Origin of the sequence: Paraglaciecola sp. L3A3 (genome assembly GCF_009796765.1) — a bacterium.
In the GTDB taxonomy this organism is placed as follows: domain Bacteria; phylum Pseudomonadota; class Gammaproteobacteria; order Enterobacterales; family Alteromonadaceae; genus Paraglaciecola.
The window spans coordinates 3,506,694-3,525,618 of the sequence record NZ_CP047023.1; the positions used below are offsets into that span (position 1 = coordinate 3,506,694).

Here is an 18,925-nt window from a genome sequence, read left to right on the forward strand (position 1 = left end):
CACACCTGAGACGTTTTTGAGAACAGCTAAAATATAATGTGCCTCAGTGCTGATAACATTAATAAATGAGTCAATACAGCGCAATGTTTTATTTACGTTCTGCAAATTATAATGCCGGTGAATAGTCAGTAGATTGCATAAACACTACATCAATTTTTTTCACTAAAGGTCCATTTACCTTCGATGCTTTGTAAGCCACTTTCCATTTTGGATCAGCAACAAATGTTTTCCACTTATTTTTTGCATCTTGTTCACTGTCATGCTGCAAAATATATATCAATGTATTTTCAGACTCGGGAGAATGAGTGGGTGTCCAATAAGCCACTACTTTCATATTTAAACGATTAAATATTTTATGCGTATGATTTTTAAACCTTGCATGTAGCGCGTCTAATTTTCCTTCATGAGTATGATAAGTACGCAACTCATACACTTTTGCCGGTTTTTCATTGTGATGTGCAGCTGTTGCAACAAATGAACTTAAGCAAAACATTAAACCTACAAGTGATGATGCTGATTTGAGTAAAAACCTAAAATTTAATGTCAAAATAGAACCCCTAAAAAGATAATCTTAATTGATTAACCCAGTACTATCTCACAATTTACTGGCCATAACTATTAAACAAAAGTTTAACTTGTTTCCCCAAATAGATTAGTTGTGGTAGCCTTTTTGATATTAAAATTAAGAGCTTAATGGTGTGAAAACAAAAGCAACGTCGTTAGACATCGCCTATCAGGCTGGGGTATCTCAATCTACTGTTTCAAGGGCCTTACGTAATAGTCCTTTAGTCAATGAAGAAACCCGGAAAAAAATCCAAGCCTTAGCCAAGGAATTGAATTATAAGGTGGATAAAAACGCCAGTAATTTACGTTCTCAGCAAACTGGTACGCTAGCCTTACTCTTATTTGAAGATCCCACTTCCGATGATTCTATGATCAATCCTTTCTTTTTGTCTATGCTAGGGTGCATCACCCGTGCCACCGCCAAAAATGGTTATGATTTGTTAGTCTCTTTCCAACAACTAAGCGAAGACTGGCATGCCGATTATGAGGATGCATCCAAGGCCGACGGACTCATTTTATTGGGTTACGGTGACTATGTAGATTACGAAGCTAAGCTCAAACAATTAGCTGAACAAGAAACTCACTTTGTCCGTTATGGTTCCATAGAAGAAGGGCAAACAGGTGTTTCCTTTGGCTGTGACAATGTCAAAGGGGGTTATGATATGACCCAACATTTAATTAGTCTAGGGCATCAAACCTTTGCTTTTTTAGGGGGGGCTGATGAACATTGTCCTGAATTTAAAGATAGATATCTAGGACACTGCCAAGCATTACAAGAAGCCAACTTAAAGGTAATTAACAACAATCAAATCGATGCAATTTCAACCGAGGGGTCAGGTTTCGAAGCCGCCACACAATTATTACGACAAGGTAAGCTACCTGATGCGATATTTTGTGCTTCTGACATGATAGCCGTTGGTGCGCTAACAGTCTTTCAAAAGCAAGGTATTAAAGTACCAGAACAAGTAGCTTTAGCAGGATTTGACGATATTCCAGTGGCCCATCTCACCTCTCCAGAATTAACCACTATGCAACAAAATACTAAACTCGCAGCAGATGTATTAGTGGAATCATTAATTAAAAAAATCCACGACTTACCTATAGACTCAGCCTTAATCCCAGCTAAGTTAATAGTCAGAGAATCATGTGGCGGCGGATAATGAGTAGAATGAGGCAGAATAGAGCAGACTTAGCAGAGGGGCCGAGATACTAGATTCGAGCCACGAGGAAAAGATAAAAGCAGTGAATAGGAGATAGTGAATAGATAACATTCTGTTCAAGGCTATCGCTAATCTCAAAGCCAGAAAAACTATCTGCTACCCCCTATTTACTAGCTACTGCTACTCGTAACTCTAATCTCGCGACTCGCCACTCACTTTTATTTATGCCCCATCAAATGATCCAATTCTGCATATAAATCTAGATTATTGTTTTTCTGCTCAAACAGCAAAACTTCAACCCCATTGGCAGGTACCGTCACTTCTATCAAGCCTGTTTTAACCTGATATGTATTGTTATTGAGTTGGCTTTGCCATTGACCATTAGAAAGGTATTTATCTACTTTAATAGTTTTCGCTGTAGCTGATTTATTTAATAACACTAATGCAGTTTGGGTTGCTTGTTTATCTTCTAACACCCGTAAAAAACTGGCGGTATCTTGGGTGAAATCTAGGTTAACTTGTAATCCCCTTTGTAAAGCAGGAGTCTGTTGCCTAACAAGGTTAATACGTTTTAAGTTTTGATAAATTAGGTGCTGAGGTGCTGTATCAACACGTTCTTGACCATAATAGTTACGATTACCTTCATGTTCTTTTAAGCCTGCCATAAAACCAATTTCTGAGCCGTAATACACCACAGGAATGCCACGGGCAGTAAACAACCAGTTGTTGGCATTGATAAAACCTTTATCGTCAGTATTCATCCTCGCCATATCGTGATTATCATAAAAGGTCATCAGTTCATAAGGATTATGATAAGGCCCATGGGTTAAGTGCAGGTATGACTGAACATCGGCATAACTGGCATCTTTGTTTTCAAACACACTGGTAATCGCTCTTTGCCCGGGAAAATCCAACACACTAATCGCACCATTTTTAGGTAAGGTATGTTGTGCAACTTTAGTGGCTTCGTACTCAAAGCTTTCACCAAACATAAAAAAATCTGGATGTTTTGCTCTGATACGGTCACTAAATTGTTTCCATAAATGATGAGGCATATGTCTAATTGTATCGATTCTAAAAGCTTCTGCGCCCTGCTCGATCCAATATAAATAAGCATCTACAAAATAATTCAACACAGCTGGGTTATCTGCATTCATATCAGATAATTCCGCCAAATCAGGTTTGTTATAAAAAAAGCTGTGTAATGGATTATTGGGATCTAACTCAGTGGGATGAATATTTTGGTGATCGGCAACTAAAACGCCATCTTGGTCATAAATTTCACCGAACTTAGGCAAGTCAAGATCCATGGTATAAGACGGTGAGCCATGATTTAGCACTATATCCATAACAGGCATCACACCTTTACTTTTAAGGGCTTGATTCAATTGTTTATAGTGTAACCCTGGAGAGAATAAATGCTCATCTTCGACAAAAAAATTCACTCCCCAATAACCATGGTAACCCGTTTTACCGCCATCTTTAAACTGACCAGCAAACTCAATTTGTTGACCTCCATTAAAAGGCAAATCAGGATTATCAACAATAGGCGTGATCCATAAAGCACTGAAACCCATGTCAGTAATATAATCAATGTTGTCTACAATGCCTTTAAAATCTCCTCCAAGATATCCAACATTGGCATTGTGTTGACCATTTGGATTAACTAATTGACGATTAAAAGTAGGCGTTTGACCACCTTGCTCAGGGTAATTATTAGTAGAGTCGCCATCAACAAATCTGTCTGTCATTAAAAAATACACTGACTCTTTGGCAAACTTATCTTGGGTTCCGTAATACTCTGCGGTGGACTTTGTGATTGTATTTTGTGCAGTTGATTGGCAAGCAGATAACACACAAATGCAGGCTACACTTAAGGACATGGTTTTTAAGGTTTGTATAGCTTGTAAATTTTTCATAAATAGTTCCTATTAAGCCGCTTGAATTCGGGTTTTTAAAGTAAATAGACCGGCCATAGCCAGACTGACAGCACCGATATAAAAAGCGTAAATAGGCGGAGCATCGAATAGATTTAATATTAGCCCTAATAAACTTGCGGCTAATATTTGTGGAATAACAATAAAGAAATTAAATATGCCCATAAACACGCCCATTTTATGACTAGGTAAACTGTTAGATAACATGGCATACGGCAAAGACAAAATAGAAGCCCAGGCAAATCCCACTCCTACCATAGACAATAATAATAAGTCAGGATCAGCGATAAAATTAAAACTTAAAAAACCAATAGCACCTAATCCTAAGTTAATCGTATGAGCCATACGTATACCAAAAACTTGTACCATTTTAGGAATGAAAATCGCGGCAATCGCAGCAAAACCATTGTAAGCAGCAAACAATACCCCAACCCAATCAGCGCCCTGATTATAAGCAGCATCATTAGCTTCTAAACTACCAAAATGAAAACGTGTCACCGCTGATGTGGTGTATATCCACATAGCAAATAAGGCAAACCAACTAAAAAACTGTACTAAGGCAAGCTGTTTCATTGTGCCTGGCATATTCAATAAGTCATGCATCACAATAGCAAAACCATTTTGATGTTTGCCGTTACTAATCAGTTGTTTAGCCACAATAAAACAGATACCAATAAAGACTAAACCAAAAGACAATATATAAAGTTGTTTTTCCCAATCGGCTAAATAAATAACGGCACTAAACACTAGACCAATAACTAAATAGGCAACAGAAGGAATCGCAAATTTAGTCTGCTCTAAAATGACAATGCCCTGTTGTTGTGATTGATTTTTATCAAAGCTAGCTAGCTCTTCTGGCGAATACTCTTTACTACTAAAGGTTGTCCAACCCACAGCGGCGAGTAACACTAAAGCTCCCCAGTAAAATGCATATTTAACTGAATCTGCTATTTCGCCAATGGGCGCTTCATTACTCACGCCAAACCAGTTAGTCATCATCCAAGGTAAGGCTGACGCAACAACCGCACCAATACCTATAAATAAACTTTGAGTGGCATAACCTAAAGGACGTTGTTTTTCATTTAAATTGTCACCCACAAAGGCTCTAAAAGGTTCCATGGAGATATTTATTGAGGCATCTAAAATCCACAACATACCAGCGGCAATCCACAAGGTTGGAGAGTTGGGCATAAACACTAGAGAAATTGACGCCAGCACAGCACCAATTAAAAAGAAGGGCCTTCTGCGGCCTAACCGCCCCCAAGTATTGTCACTCATATAACCGATGATGGGCTGCACGATTAAACCGGTCACAGGCGCAGCGATCCACAATAATGGAATATCATCAATTTCTGCGCCTAAAGATTCGAAAATTCGACTGACGTTGGCATTTTGTAAAGCGAAACCAAATTGAATCCCTAAAAATCCAAAACACATGTTCCAGATTTGCCAAAAAGATAGCTGCGGTTTTTCGTTCATCAAATTTTCTCTATTTTGATAATAAAAGTTAAATCATTAACATTCATTTATGTGTAATAAGTTTCACCAAAGATATAAAAAGTGCTAGGTGATACTAGGATGGCAGTCAATATATATCTGCGGCTGACCTATTTACAAACTTATGCATACGTATTCAACATGTAGCTGTAACACACTATTAACCTAAACATTACACTCGGATACATACTTAAGCTATTGATAATAATTAACTTTTCATATTAAATATTAAAAATTACAAGCTAAAACATGAAAATGCATACGATTGCAGGTAATTGAATGTTACCGCTAGTATCCTCTACTCTAGAGACAATTCAGCAAACTCTCATTATTAAGGTTACATATGAGTGAACTCCCTTGGTGGAAAGGCGCAGTAATTTATCAAATTTATCCGCGCTCTTTCTTCGATAGCAATCATGATGGCGTAGGTGACTTAGCGGGCATTACGCAAAAACTGCCTTATGTGGCAAGCTTGGGCGTAGATGCAATTTGGATATCGCCTTTTTTCAAATCCCCCATGAAAGACTTTGGCTACGATATCAGTGACTACCAAGCAGTCGATCCTCTGTTTGGTAATATGCAAGACTTTGATCTTTTATTAGAAAAAGCCCATGAATTAGGCTTAAAAGTTATGATAGACCAAGTGCTCAGCCACACTTCTGATCAACATGCCTGGTTTCATCAAAGTCGCCAAAACAAAACCAATGACAAAGCCGATTGGTATGTTTGGGCCGATGCAAAAATAGACGGCACCCCACCCAATAATTGGTTATCTATATTTGGCGGAATGGGCTGGCAATGGGATTCGAGACGTCAGCAGTATTATTTACACAATTTTTTAAGCTCACAGCCCGATCTCAATTTTTATAATCCAGACGTACAAAAAGCGGTGTTAGACAACATTGAGTATTGGTTGAAAAAAGGAGTAGATGGCTTAAGGTTAGACGCGATTACTTTTTGTTTTAATGATCAAAAGTTAAGAGATAATCCAGCCAAACCAATTAACGAACGCAATGGCAGAGGCTTTTCTGAAGATAACCCATACGCTTATCAATATCATTATTACAATAATGATCAACCTGAAACCTTAGATTTTATGTTACAGATCAGAGCGCTACTTGATCGATATCCTGACACCGCAGCTTTAGGCGAAATTAGCTCAGAAGATTCCATTAAATCAATGGCTGAATACACTCAAGGCAAACGGCTACAAATGGCTTATAGTTTTGAGTTGTTGACTGAAGACTTTAATGTTGAACATATCACTGCCACTGTTCAACAACTTGAAAGCCAGCTTACTGACGGTTGGCCATGTTGGGCTATTAGTAATCATGATGTTGCCCGTGTTGTTTCTCGTTGGGGCAAAGATCATGCACAATCGAAGCAATTAGCTAAAATGTTTACCGCTTTAGTCACTAGTTTACGTGGCAGTGTATGTAGTTATCAAGGTGAAGAATTAGGCTTAGAAGAAGCCGAAGTGCAATTTGATGAACTACAAGATCCTTTCGGAATAGAATTTTGGCCAACCTTCAAAGGCAGAGATGGCTGCCGTACACCTATGCCTTGGAATGAGTCAAAGGAACATGCGGGATTTAGTCAAAACAAACCTTGGTTGCCAGTCACAAAATCACATCAAGCATTATCTGTAGATGTGCAAATAAACGATCCAACTTCTAGTTTGGTGTTTTATCAAAACTGGCTGAAGTGGCGTGCACAACAAGACATTTTAAAGCAAGGTGAAATAGAGTTTGTCGATTTACACTCAGAGGTATTGTGTTTTTATCGTAAACATCTGAATCAAACTTGGTTGATGTGTTTTAACTTATCGGCTAAAGAGACAGTGCTTGTTTTGCCAGATGATAGCCAACAAATACAGCTAGAGTTTGATATTCAACAAGGGCAACAATCAGAAAAAACACTTAAATTACCAGCTCACGGTATCTATTTAGGCGCAAGTTAAGCGCCTAATTAACTGCCGATTATGTTCACCAAATATAATAGGCAGTCCCTGTTAAAAACAATCATATTTCTTGCCTATAAAGTCGAACTAAAATTATCACGCCCACAAAACTCACCCATTATAAATTAAGTGCTCGAAGTCTAAAAAATAAGTTGCGCTATGAATGTCACATGAACCTTAAGGCAAATAATAAACTTCTAACCGCCTCTATTTGCAGACAATCAATCAAATCTTCGATAAGTGTAGTTTTAAATTTGAAAACACAGTGTAACAAGAAATTTTTCGCAGCATTTTATCTTTTAGATAAAAACATCGTAGAACTTTCAATTACTTGGTATATTGCGCGGCAATTAATGAGGTTTTATGTTTTGACCTGTCTTATTAGATTAGCGAACATAAATTAATTGGGAATCTGGTCGCGCTATTAAATACTAAAAAGTGCTATTCCAGAACTGTACCCGCAACTGTGATGTTTAATTCAGTCGTTTTAACGACAGGCCGAACTAAACTAAGTCAGATACCAGCCTCTAAGATGGATATTGCAATCCAAACCTTTTTAATTTCGCGCGGGAATACGCGGATACATAATCATTCTATAGGCTATGGCCTATTTTTTATGTACCCCTTCCTGCCATTTAAACGTTGATACTTTTATTTTTATTATGTGGCGCAGTACCTTTATTCATTGGTTAAACAACTGATATGACTCAGTTAATCACCCAAAAATTAAGTCTAAAAATTGGCCAAAAGTCGATTTTACAAGACATCAATCTGCAGTTAAATTCTGGGCAGGTGATGGGCGTGCTTGGACCAAACGGTGCAGGTAAAACCAGTTTATTAAAAATGTTATCAGGGCAAACCGATAGCCAAGGTTGTGTCAGTTGGCAAAATAAAAAACTAAATACTTATCAGCCATTAGAACTCGCCCAACAAATTGCTGTGGTCAATCAACTCAACGAGAGTGTGTTTTCTCTTAACTTGCAGCAAATTGTACGTATGGGTTTGTTACCCCACAAATCTTTGTTATCTAGGCAAACCCCCAAAGACGACCAACATATTGCCGACGCAATTGCCCGAGTGGGGCTTGCTGACAAAACCTATCAAACATTTAATTCCCTGTCTGGTGGCGAACAACAACGGGGTTTAATTGCCCGAGCGTTAGTGCAAAGAGCGGCGTTTATTGTGCTTGATGAACCCGTCAATCATTTAGATATTTATTATCAGCATCAAGTACTTAACTTGCTTCGTTCACTCGCTCATCAATTTAATATTACGGTTGTAATGAGTTTGCATGAGCTGAATTTAGCCGCCAATTATTGTGATCATTTATGCCTGCTAAATGACGGTAAAATGGTTGCCCAAGGCACACCAGAACAAGTACTTAAAGCTGATCGCTTAGAGCAAGTATTTCGTATTCCTTGCGAAATTAAACACAGTACGGCTGGAACACCAGGCTCACTGCGCATTGATTTTTTTCCTCCGCAAAGTGCTAATCAGCACGATGACCCGTTTGGCAGTAATCAATAATGCGTAAACAATTAATCAATAAAAAATGGGCCATTTTAATCCTAGCAGCACTGCTCTCTCCATTGGCTGCGCTGTTTTTTGGTGCCGCTGATTTTAATGCTAAAGAGCTATACCAGTGTGTATTTAGTGTCTGCGAAAAACCTGTTAACAATCTAATATTTTGGCAAATTCGTATGCCTAGAGTATTTGTGGGCTTTTTAGTGGGTGCTGGACTGGCCGTAGCAGGTGCCACTTTACAAAACATCACCCGTAATGGTTTGGCCGATCCCTATTTATTTGGTGTGGTATCTGGAGCAGGACTAGGTGCCAGTATTGCCACCTTATTATTTGATAGTCGTTTTGCCGAAAAAGTCGGCTTAATTAACTTATTTCCGGAGTTTTCTTTCACCCTTGCCCTGCCCTTTGCTGCGTTTTTAGGGGCTCTGTTTGCCGTATTCTTAGTACAAATTCTGGCTGCAAAAACCTTCGGTAGTAAAACCGAACACATGTTGTTAGCAGGTGTGGCAGTGTCGTTTATGTTAAGTGCCATGAGCCACTTTTTATTGTTTTTAGCTGAGCCTTTTGCTGCCAGTAAAGTCATCTTTTGGCTGATGGGTAGCTTAGCCAGAGTTGAAGTTTGGTATGCCTGGGTAATATTACCCGTGGTTTTAGCCAGTGTGGTATTGCTGCTTATTTATGGTAGGCACATGGACGCCTTATTGTTAGGTGATGAAAACGCCAAAACCTTAGGGGTACAAGTTACCCGTTTACGTATCATGTCATTAGCTATTTGTGCCGCGCTAACCGCTTGTATTGTGGCTTATTGTGGTGGCATTGGTTTTGTCGGTTTAATGATCCCCCATATTGTGCGCTCTTGGTTAGGTGTCACCAGCCGAGTCGTCATTATTGGCAGTGTATTGTTAGGCGGTTGTTTTATGGTCTGGGTTGATGTAGTGGCAAGAGTCGCCCTAGCCGATCAAGAAATTCCTATCGGTATTATCACCTCTGCTATTGGTAGCGTATTTTTCCTTATGGCCATGAGCCAAAAACAAAAATGATGACAAAGGGAAATCAATCATTATGAGCAAAGCTAGAACCTCTATTTTTAACCCAGAGTATTGGCAAATTGCCCAACTCGATGAAAGTCTTTTGACTGCTATTCAACATAAAATTGACAACAAGACCAAACCACTAGGGGCCTTGGGCCAGCTTGAAGATATTGCCGCTAATTTGGCTCTGGTACAAAGCCTACAAACAGGCCAGTTAACTGAGATACAAATAAGTCGACCTAGTATCCTTATTTTTGCTGCTGATCATGGCATTGCCCAGCATCCCATTAGTATTGCGCCAAGAGAAGTCACCACCCAAATGGTGTTAAATTTTATCGCAGGCGGCGCGGCTATTAATTGTTTTTGTAATAGCTTAGATATTGATTTAACTGTGATTAATGCCGGTATGTTAGCGCCATTAGACATAACCAATGAACACTTTATTCAACAAGCTATTGGCCCGGGCACTGAAGATTTTTCAATTCAGCCAGCCATGAGCCAAACTCAAGTTGCACAAGCCTTAACCTTAGGCGCGCAAGCGGCAGAGCAACAGATACTAAAAGGTAGTAATGTTTTAGGTTTTGGCGAAATGGGTATAGGTAATACTGCAACCGCTGCAGCTTTATTAAGCGTGTTAACTGATTTACCTGCATTCGAAACAGCAGGCAAAGGTACGGGTATTAACGAACAACAAATGCAGCTAAAAATCGCATTAATTGATACTGCAATCAAACGTGTTCAGGCCATTTATGGTCAACAGCCCCTTTCTGCTGAACAAGCTTTGCAAGAGGTGGGAGGTTTTGAAATTGCACAAATAGTCGGCGCTATGTTGGCCACGGCTAAAGCAGGCAAAACCATAGTAGTCGATGGGTTTATAGTTTCTGTAGCAGCATTACTCGCGGTACAAATAGCCCCTAAAGCACAACAATTTATGTTGTTCGCCCATTGTTCTGCCGAACAAGCTCATCAACTGGTTTTAGAAAAATTACAGGCCAAACCTTTGCTCAACTTAGGTTTGCGTTTAGGTGAAGGCACAGGGGCGGCATTAGCTATCCCGTTAATCAAAGTGGCAGCAGAGTTCTACAATAATATGGCTACCTTCGAAAGTGCCCAAGTGATCATTTAATAACCCCCTTTATGAGCCATTAGCAGTGAAACAATACTTTTTATATCAACTTAATTTATTTTTACTGGCCTGCAGTTTTTTCACTCGCCTACCTATGGCCAGTAACATTTGTTATAGCCCAAGTAAAATGCGCCGTTCCGGTCAGTATTTCCCATTGGTTGGTTGGTTATTAGCCTTAATCTTAAGTCTATTTTTTAGCTTACTTTTGCCAGTAATAGGCCTGTTACCTAGCATCTGTTTATTAATGGTTTTAAGCATACTCTTGACTGGTGCTCTACACGAAGATGGTTTAGCCGACACCAGCGACGGCATCTGGGGAGGACACACTACAGAGCGTAAACTAGAGATAATGAAAGACAGCCGAATTGGCACCTATGGCACCTGTGCTTTGGTTTTAGTGCTGTTAACTAAGTTTGTCTTATTGTGGGAATTAGCTAAACACCAACAACTACTTTTAGCTTTATTTGTCGCCTATCCACTATCTAGAGCAGCGGCCATAAGCCTAGTGCAAGATATGTCATATGTATCCAATAGATTACCCACCAGTGGCAGTAAGAGTGAACCTTTGGCGAAACCGTTCAAAAGCAAAACTTTACTTTTTGTCTTAGCTAGCGGTTCATTGGCCACACTGGCTTTGCCCTTAATGACGATTATTTATTTAGTGTTAGCCTGTAGCCTACTTAGGTTTTGGCTAAAACATTGGCTAAATAAACATATTGCAGGCTACACAGGGGACAGTTTAGGTGCGGCTCAGCAATTACAAGAGTTACTTATCTATCTGATATTACTGGCCAACCTACCGACACAAGGGCTAATCCAATGAGGCTTGAAAAAAACCAAACATTGATACATTTAGTATTAGGTGGCGCCCGTTCTGGTAAGTCTAGTTTTGCTTTAGAACAAGTAAAAAACTTACAAAAAATCAGCAACAAGCCTGTGACGTTTGTGGCTACAGCCACTGCCACAGACAAAGAAATGACTACACGTATTGCTCGCCATCAAACGGAACGTCCAGAAGATTGGCAATTAGCCGAGATCCCCTTAGACCTAGAGGCCTTTATTCGCCAACAAAACAATACAATTCTATTGATCGATTGTTTAACCCTGTGGCTGAATAATCAGCTTTTTGACAACACTCAACAAGACTTCAAACAATTAAGCAATAAGTTAGTCAGCGCCCTAACAGCAAGTGATTGCCAGATAGTTATGGTCGCCAATGAAGTGGGTTTAGGCATTATTCCTATGGGTGAAATTACTCGTCAATTTGTTGATCAAGCGGGTTGGTTAAACCAGGCTATTGCTGCGGCTGCCGACCAAGTAACCTTTGTTGCTGCGGGTTTACCTATGACCTTAAAAGGTGCTAAATAACATGTCAGAGCTAGATAAAGAAGGTAAAAATACAGTCACCACTATCGATCTACTCAGACACGGTAAAGTAGACGGCCCACCCGCTTTATATGGCCGCACCGATGTGACTTTAAGCCAGCAGGGCTTGAAACAAATGTTTCGCCAAGTGGCACAATTACATTACCCCGATAATATCATTAGTTCGCCATTAAGACGCTGTAAAGAATTTGCCGAAAAGATGGCGCAAGATCACAGAGTGCCTTTAGTGATTGAGCCCGATTTACAAGAATGCGACTTTGGTGCGTGGGACGGCATAGAATTCGACGACACCTCTCAACAATGGCCTTTGATGACCTCATTTTGGCAAGATCCGTCACACAATACCCCACCCCAAGGTGAGTCATTACAGGCATTTCATAACCGTGTTGTACAAGCATGGCAGAAATTAACCACACAATTTACTGCAGAATATAGTTTAGTAGTATGCCATGGAGGGGTGATAAGACAAATATTAGCCCATTTACTGCCCGTTGATTGGCAAGACGGTACTTGGTATTCCCAATTAAACATAGGATATGCCAGCTTAACCCGCATCACTATTGCGAATTACGAAGACGCTAAACCTCAAGTCAATTTTATCGGCTTGCCAGCAGATTTTGGAGCAGAAAACGGTGAATAACACTTCACCACAATTAAAGCGCCAAGGGGCGACTTTAATGATACAAGGAACAACGTCCGACGCTGGCAAAAGTTTGCTGGTAGCCGGTTTTTGTCGCTGCTTAGTAAAAAAAGGTTATCAGGTTGCCCCTTTCAAACCACAAAATATGGCACTGAATAGTGCTGTCACCGCAGACGGCGGCGAAATAGGCCGAGCTCAAGCATTACAAGCCCAAGCCGCAGGCATAGAGCCGAACGTAGACATGAACCCAGTACTACTAAAGCCCAGTTCAGATACAGGCGCACAAGTGATTATTCATGGCAAAGCCATTAGTAACATGCAAGCTAAGGCTTATCACGACTATAAAAAAGTTGCGATGCAAGCAGTACTAGAATCTCATGCTAGATTGGCATCTCAATACCAAGTGGTGATGGTGGAAGGTGCAGGTAGCCCAGCAGAAATAAACCTAAGACAAGGCGATATTGCCAATATGGGTTTTGCTGAAGCGGTAGATTGCCCGGTTATTATTGTAGCTGATATTGATCGTGGCGGCGTGTTTGCCCAATTAGTTGGCACCTTAGAGCTATTATCCGAAAGTGAACAAAACCGCGTGGTGGGTTTTGTGATCAATAAATTCCGTGGTGATATTAAACTTTTGCAATCAGGTTTAGATTGGCTGGAACAGCGCACCAACAAACCAGTGTTAGGTGTGCTACCTTATTTAATGGACTTACAACTCGCTGAAGAAGACGCTATTCAGGCCAGCCAAACCATCGACCCAACAGATATTCGCTTACGCATTGCCGTGCCTGTGTTTTCAAGGATCAGCAATCACACTGATTTTGATATGTTACGGGCCCACCCTCAAGTTGACTTAACTTTTATTAGGCAAAGTTCGCCTATTCCACCTTGTGATCTAATAATCCTGCCGGGCAGTAAAAGTGTTAGAGCCGATCTAGCCTTGCTTAAGTCTCTTAGTTGGCAACAAGATATCGCCAAACACCTGCGCTACGGCGGCAAGTTATTAGGTATTTGTGGTGGTTATCAAATGTTAGGCAATAGCATTAGCGATACCACTGGGGTTGAAGGTGACATCGGCAGTTCTCAAGGTTTGGGTTATTTACCCATTACTACTGAGCTTTGTGAGCAAAAACAATTGACCCAAAGCCAAGGTAGCTTAATGTTACAAACAGATAACCCAACAGAAACTAGCCCTAACTGTCAGATAAAGGGTTATCAAATTCATGTAGGGCAAACCACAGTTGCGGCTGATGCCCACCCATTTGCATGGTTAAACAGTGAGACACAAGAAGACCAAGCAGAAGGCTGTATAAGTGACGATAACCAAGTAGCGGGCAGTTATTTACATGGTTTGTTCGATAGCCCCACAGCTTTACAACAAATATTAGCTTGGGCCGGAGCTAACACAGAGGTAGTGACAGATTACTATGCCCAACAAGAACACGAATTAGAACGTTTGGCCGAGGCTTGTTTACAACATTTAGACTGGGCAAAAATTGAAAGCTTTTTTATATAACCTGAACATCAGGTTTAAAACCAAATACTTCAAGGAAACAAAATGACAGATAACAAAGCAACAGACAAAAGTAATGAGCGTCATAAAGCACGCATGCAAGAACAAAAAGCCAATGTTGATAAACGCATAGCTGCCGCCCAACAAGATAAAGGTTTATTACTGGTGATCACAGGTAACGGTAAAGGTAAGTCCACCTCAGGGTTTGGCACTGTGGCTCGTGCTGTAGGTCACGGTCTGAAAGCCTCAGTGGTGCAATATGTAAAAGGCGGTTGGGAATGTGGCGAACGTAATTTACTAGAAAAAAATGGCGTAGAATTTCATGTGATGGGCACAGGTTTTACTTGGGAAACTCAAGATAAAGACACCGATATACAAGCCGCTCAAGCCGCATGGCAACACAGTAAAACCTTATTAGCAGATCCCAGTATTAATCTAGTGTTATTAGATGAAATCACCTATATGGTAACTTACAAATATATAGATCTTGACGAAGTATTAGCAGCACTAGAAGCACGTCCTAAAGATCAACATGTGATCATTACCGGCCGAGCTTGTCACCGAGCCATCATCGACATAGCCGATACCGTCAGTGAAGTGCGCCCAGTGAAACATGCATTTGATAATGGCATCAAAGCGCAAAAAGGAATTGATTGGTGAGGCTGATATTCAAACTATTTACTTGCCTAGCGAGTTTACATTTTGCTGCTTATAGCTTTGCTGCAACAGAATTAAGCAACCAGCAAAAACAACAACTAAAAATCATCGCTTTGGCTCCGCATATTGTCGAGTCTTTGTATGAAATAGGCGCAGGTGAGCAAATTATTGGTACCTCTTCTCATGCAGATTATCCCGAAGCGGCCAAAGATATTTTGCGAGTGGGCAACTACGCCAGTTTACAACTTGAAAAAATATTACAGCTCAAGCCCGATATTATTTTAGCTTGGCAAACCGGCAACCCTATGAGCGATCTGGCTCGACTAGAAAAATACGACTTCAAAATCGTCTACTCTAAACCGTTAAAACTGGAAGACGTAGCCAGTGAAATGATCATGTTAGGTGAACTCACTGGGCGGCAAGAAAAAGCCAAACAAATGGCTACCAAATACTTAAACAAACTGAATCAATTAACACAAGAATACGCCGATACCCCCCCTGTCATTGTATTTAATGAGTTATGGTCACGGCCTCTTCGTACTGTTGCGGGACAATCTTGGCCACAACAACAAATTGACTTATGTGGCGGAAAAAATCCTTTTGCTGATGTTCCAGAAGATTATCCAGCCATAGGTTTAGAACAAGTACTAGTCAGTGAACCACAAGTGATTTTGCAACCGAGTCAGCATGGCGAAGAAAGCCCAGACCGAATAAAGTGGCAGCAATGGCCCCATTTACCGGCAGCAAAAAACGACTTCATCTTTTTATTAGACGCCGACAAAGTCCACCGTATGACCTCACGGATGTTGGAAGAAGTAGAAGTCATGTGCCAAAAAATTCACCAAGCGCGCTTATTTTACCAACACAATGACTGAGCCCCGTTATTTGTATTTTTGCCGACATGGTCAAAGCGAATGGAATGCTCTAGGGTTATTACAAGGCCAAGTTGACAATAATTTGAGTGAATTAGGTAAGCAACAAGCTAAGGGTTTAGCTCAGCAAGCAGCCAAATGGAACATTCAACACTTGTACCATTCCCCCTTAGCTCGAGCCGAGCAAACAGCGCAGATTTGCGCCCGAGAGTTACAAATAATTGCCAAGCCTTTACCAGGCACCCAAGAACGCCACTTTGGAGACTGGCAAGGTCAACCCGTGTCTGCATTATCTGCCTATCACGATTTTCGGCAATATTGTTATCAACAAAGAAATACATCACCTAATGCTTTAGGGGAATCCACCGAGCAAGTTCAAGCTAGAATACAGTCTGCCCTCAATAAGATTGCCGCTGCTATGTTAACTGATCCAACTGGCCATGCTTTATTAATTAGCCATGGTGATGCCATAGATTGTTTAATGACAGCATGGACAGAAGCCTTGCAGTTAAATAACTGCCAAGCTGTTAGGCTGGTACTAAATGATCATAATTTTATTTGGGATCACACTTTTACCCTAGATGCTAAGGATAAAATTTGAACAGTCTTTTAATTGTGGCCCTACAAATATTAGCGGCACTACTACTAGACCGTATTTTTGGTGAGTTCACTAAATATCATCCGTTAGTGGGTTTTGGCAATTTGGCCAACAAGCTTGAAGCCCGTTTTAATCGACTTGATAAACAACAGTCAAATCCAAACAATGTATTAAAAATTCAAGGTGCAGTTTGTAGCTTAGTACTAGTTTTACCCCTGCCCTTATTATTTGGCTTAGTGGCGAATCCCTCTATTATTTATCTGGTTGTAGAAACCTTGATCTTATATTTAGCCATAGGCCAAAAAAGTTTATGCCAACACGCTATGCAAATATTTACTCCTTTACTGGCAGGCGATATCAAACAAGCAAGACACTACACAAGTTACATGGTCAGCCGCGATACCAGTAAACTGACAGAAAGCGACATGTCACGGGCCACAGTTGAGTCTGTGTTAGAAAATGGTCATGACGCTGTGATTGCTAGCTTGTTCTATTTTTTAATCGGCGGCGCACCTTTAGTGATATTACATAGATTGGTCAATACCTTAGATGCTATGTGGGGTTACAAAACAGCTAAGTTTTTACATTTTGGTTGGTTTGCAGCCAAGTTCGACGATTTTTTAGGCTTTTTTTCAGCATGTTTCACCAGTGTTTTGTATTTATGCAAAAGCAGAATATTCCACAATGTCTTCAACGGTTTGTCTTTGGCCTGGCAGCAAAGTAATCAATATAAAAGTAAAAATGGCGGTTTATGTATGTCGGCCGGCGCACAAACACTAGGCATAAGTTTAGGCGGAAGCGCTTATTATCATGGTCAAAAAACCATGACTGTCACTTTAGGCAAAGGCCGCAAGGTTGCGATGCAAGATATTCCACTCAGTATCAAATTGGTCAATAAAAGCGTGTATCTATTAGTCGCTTGCCTGCTATTTATTGGCTTAATATTACAGATAACCACTATATCAAACCCATGACAAAACCTCTGATACATGGTGGTCAGTTAATCCTGATAGCCCAACAATATGCGCTCCCAGTTGAAGACTGGTTAGATCTTTCAACCGGTATTGCGCCTTATAGTTACCCAGTAAAGGAAGTGCCTGAGCATATCTGGCGACGTTTACCTGAGGAAAATTCAGCACTGGTGCATGCCGCACAGCAATATTATCAATGCCCACATATTCTGCCCATTAGTGGCAGTCAAGCGGTGATCCAACTATTACCCCAATTGTTTAGTCAACAGCAAAACAAAGGGCAAAACAGCCCACGAGTATTCATTCCACAGATCGGCTATCAAGAACATAACAAGGCTTGGCAAAACAGTCAGTTTGAGCTAATAAAATACACAGACAGCCAAGCAATCACCAGCCTAACCAGTGGTGATGTGGTGGTGTTAATTAACCCCAATAATCCCAGTGGCCGATTATATACGCTCGCTGAAGTGGCAGAATTATTTAGCCGAGTAAAACAAGCCAAAGCTTACTTGATTATCGACGAAGCCTTTATGGACTGCAGCCCAGAACATTCGTTTATTAAGCACAGCAGCGATCCACAATTGCTAGTGTTACGCTCTGTGGGAAAATTTTATGCGTTAGCTGGGTTAAGATTAGGTTTTGTAGCAGCAGCGCCAATCTGGCTACAAAAAATCGCGGCTTTATTAGGTCCATGGAGTGTTAATGGCCCTGCCCAATATATAGGCCAACAAGCACTGAGCGACAGCATATGGCAAGAAAAACAAAGAGCGAGACTGCACAAGCTTAGCCTCAATCTAAAAACCGTATTACAGCAGCATTTTAAAAGCACGCCTCAAGGCACTGCCCTGTTTCAAACCATACATCACAAACAGGCTCCACAAATATTCCACCAGCTATGCCAGCAGGGTATCTATGTTCGATTATGTGATGAACAAAACGCCCTAAGGTTTGGCACGCCTACCCCACCACAACTTGAACGGCTAGAAAAAGCTTTAAGCAGAATGGTGCAGACTAAACAGAGTGGAGCAGGAAAAGATGACAGCAAAAGCTAAAGGCAATTCACCACAGAGGGCACAGAGCCGCTGTGCTACACAGAGAAAAGCCATAAAGCAGTAGATAACCTGAATACTGGATAAGCTGAACCTCTCGATAACGCTCTTTTTGTGCCTAGCGGCGTTGGGCTAGCCGCGTTGGAGGAGAGTGTAGCAATAACACGTTATTACGTACGACAATCCGCCTTGCTATCCACGAAAAATTTCGTCACCGAGTAAGTATTCATGTGAGGTGAATTGGGTGAATATTATTAACTTATTGAATTGTAATAATAAATTAAGATTGGACGATACTTCTTATCCAGAACTCAGGTTAGATAGTAAATAGGGAGTAGGAGATAGTTTTCAGGCTTTTTGATGTTTGTTATTCCTGCATCAACGATGACTAGCTACGAAATCCGAGCTACTAGCTTAAAACAGGTATTAGGTCCAAGATT

At 40.6% G+C, this 18,925-nt stretch carries 17 protein-coding genes and 1 riboswitch; of the genes, 14 read left to right on the plus strand and 3 right to left on the minus strand.

Going from position 1 to position 18,925, the window contains the following annotated elements; genetic code table 11:
* Nucleotides 1-106 precede the first annotated feature (106 nt).
* Nucleotides 107-547, minus strand: a complete 441-nt coding sequence (locus tag GQR87_RS14555; protein ID WP_233267277.1) for an NIPSNAP family protein — start codon at nucleotides 545-547, stop codon at nucleotides 107-109.
* Between the two features lie 151 nt (nucleotides 548-698).
* On the opposite strand from GQR87_RS14555, the gene GQR87_RS14560 reads away from it, so the two are divergent.
* Nucleotides 699-1,724 (plus strand): LacI family DNA-binding transcriptional regulator, encoded by a 1,026-nt coding sequence (locus GQR87_RS14560; RefSeq protein ID WP_158970539.1) that lies wholly within the window; start codon nucleotides 699-701, stop codon nucleotides 1,722-1,724.
* A gap of 218 nt (nucleotides 1,725-1,942) precedes the next feature.
* Here GQR87_RS14560 and GQR87_RS14565 read toward each other — a convergent pair whose 3' ends face one another.
* Both GQR87_RS14565 and GQR87_RS14570 read right to left on the minus strand, forming a co-directional pair.
* Entirely contained in the window at nucleotides 1,943-3,643 is a 1,701-nt protein-coding gene (locus GQR87_RS14565) for an alpha-amylase family glycosyl hydrolase (protein ID WP_158970541.1), read from the minus strand.
* A 12-nt stretch (nucleotides 3,644-3,655) separates the two neighbouring features.
* On the minus strand, nucleotides 3,656-5,140 hold the full coding sequence (locus GQR87_RS14570; protein WP_158970543.1) for an MFS transporter: 1,485 nt from the start codon (nucleotides 5,138-5,140) through the stop codon (nucleotides 3,656-3,658).
* Nucleotides 5,141-5,501: 361 nt separating this feature from the next.
* Between GQR87_RS14570 and GQR87_RS14575 the strand changes: the two genes are divergently transcribed.
* The 13 genes from GQR87_RS14575 to cobD all read left to right on the plus strand — a co-directional run bounded on the left by GQR87_RS14575 (nucleotide 5,502) and on the right by cobD (nucleotide 18,488).
* The gene (locus GQR87_RS14575) at nucleotides 5,502-7,118 is read left to right on the plus strand and encodes an alpha-amylase family glycosyl hydrolase (RefSeq protein ID WP_158970545.1); all 1,617 of its coding nucleotides are present in this window, start codon (nucleotides 5,502-5,504) and stop codon (nucleotides 7,116-7,118) included.
* 346 nt (nucleotides 7,119-7,464) lie between these two features.
* A riboswitch (cobalamin riboswitch) is annotated at nucleotides 7,465-7,662 on the plus strand.
* Between the two features lie 158 nt (nucleotides 7,663-7,820).
* Nucleotides 7,821-8,645 carry an ABC transporter ATP-binding protein gene (locus tag GQR87_RS14580; protein ID WP_158970547.1) on the plus strand — a complete coding sequence of 275 codons (825 nt, stop codon included), beginning with the start codon at nucleotides 7,821-7,823 and terminating at the stop codon, nucleotides 8,643-8,645.
* Nucleotides 8,645-9,682, plus strand: coding sequence for a FecCD family ABC transporter permease (locus GQR87_RS14585; protein ID WP_370459610.1), 1,038 nt, complete (start codon nucleotides 8,645-8,647; stop codon nucleotides 9,680-9,682). Before GQR87_RS14580 ends, GQR87_RS14585 begins: the two co-directional genes overlap by 1 nt.
* A gap of 22 nt (nucleotides 9,683-9,704) precedes the next feature.
* Nucleotides 9,705-10,799 (plus strand): nicotinate-nucleotide--dimethylbenzimidazole phosphoribosyltransferase, encoded by a 1,095-nt coding sequence (gene cobT, locus GQR87_RS14590; protein WP_158970549.1) that lies wholly within the window; start codon nucleotides 9,705-9,707, stop codon nucleotides 10,797-10,799.
* A 25-nt stretch (nucleotides 10,800-10,824) separates the two neighbouring features.
* The gene (locus tag GQR87_RS14595; protein WP_158970551.1) at nucleotides 10,825-11,622 is read left to right on the plus strand and encodes an adenosylcobinamide-GDP ribazoletransferase; all 798 of its coding nucleotides are present in this window, start codon (nucleotides 10,825-10,827) and stop codon (nucleotides 11,620-11,622) included.
* A 20-nt stretch (nucleotides 11,623-11,642) separates the two neighbouring features.
* Complete coding sequence (gene cobU, locus GQR87_RS14600) at nucleotides 11,643-12,167, plus strand: bifunctional adenosylcobinamide kinase/adenosylcobinamide-phosphate guanylyltransferase (protein WP_158973033.1); 525 nt, start codon at nucleotides 11,643-11,645, stop codon at nucleotides 12,165-12,167.
* A 1-nt stretch (nucleotide 12,168) separates the two neighbouring features.
* A complete protein-coding gene (cobC, locus tag GQR87_RS14605; protein WP_158970553.1) occupies nucleotides 12,169-12,825 on the plus strand; it encodes an alpha-ribazole phosphatase family protein in 657 nt (218 codons plus the stop codon).
* A 37-nt stretch (nucleotides 12,826-12,862) separates the two neighbouring features.
* Complete coding sequence (locus tag GQR87_RS14610; protein WP_158973034.1) at nucleotides 12,863-14,341, plus strand: cobyric acid synthase; 1,479 nt, start codon at nucleotides 12,863-12,865, stop codon at nucleotides 14,339-14,341.
* A gap of 42 nt (nucleotides 14,342-14,383) precedes the next feature.
* Nucleotides 14,384-14,998: a cob(I)yrinic acid a,c-diamide adenosyltransferase gene (gene cobO, locus GQR87_RS14615; RefSeq protein ID WP_158970555.1), complete on the plus strand. Its 615-nt coding sequence runs from the start codon at nucleotides 14,384-14,386 to the stop codon at nucleotides 14,996-14,998.
* Between the two features lie 5 nt (nucleotides 14,999-15,003).
* On the plus strand, nucleotides 15,004-15,870 hold the full coding sequence (locus GQR87_RS14620; RefSeq protein ID WP_233267492.1) for a cobalamin-binding protein: 867 nt from the start codon (nucleotides 15,004-15,006) through the stop codon (nucleotides 15,868-15,870).
* The gene (locus GQR87_RS14625) at nucleotides 15,863-16,468 is read left to right on the plus strand and encodes a histidine phosphatase family protein (protein WP_158970559.1); all 606 of its coding nucleotides are present in this window, start codon (nucleotides 15,863-15,865) and stop codon (nucleotides 16,466-16,468) included. Before GQR87_RS14620 ends, GQR87_RS14625 begins: the two co-directional genes overlap by 8 nt.
* Nucleotides 16,465-17,439, plus strand: a complete 975-nt coding sequence (gene cbiB / locus GQR87_RS14630) for an adenosylcobinamide-phosphate synthase CbiB (RefSeq protein ID WP_158970561.1) — start codon at nucleotides 16,465-16,467, stop codon at nucleotides 17,437-17,439. Before GQR87_RS14625 ends, cbiB begins: the two co-directional genes overlap by 4 nt.
* Complete coding sequence (gene cobD / locus GQR87_RS14635) at nucleotides 17,436-18,488, plus strand: threonine-phosphate decarboxylase CobD (RefSeq protein WP_158970563.1); 1,053 nt, start codon at nucleotides 17,436-17,438, stop codon at nucleotides 18,486-18,488. The genes cbiB and cobD overlap by 4 nt, the downstream gene beginning before the upstream one ends.
* The last annotated feature ends 437 nt before the right edge of the window (nucleotides 18,489-18,925 follow it).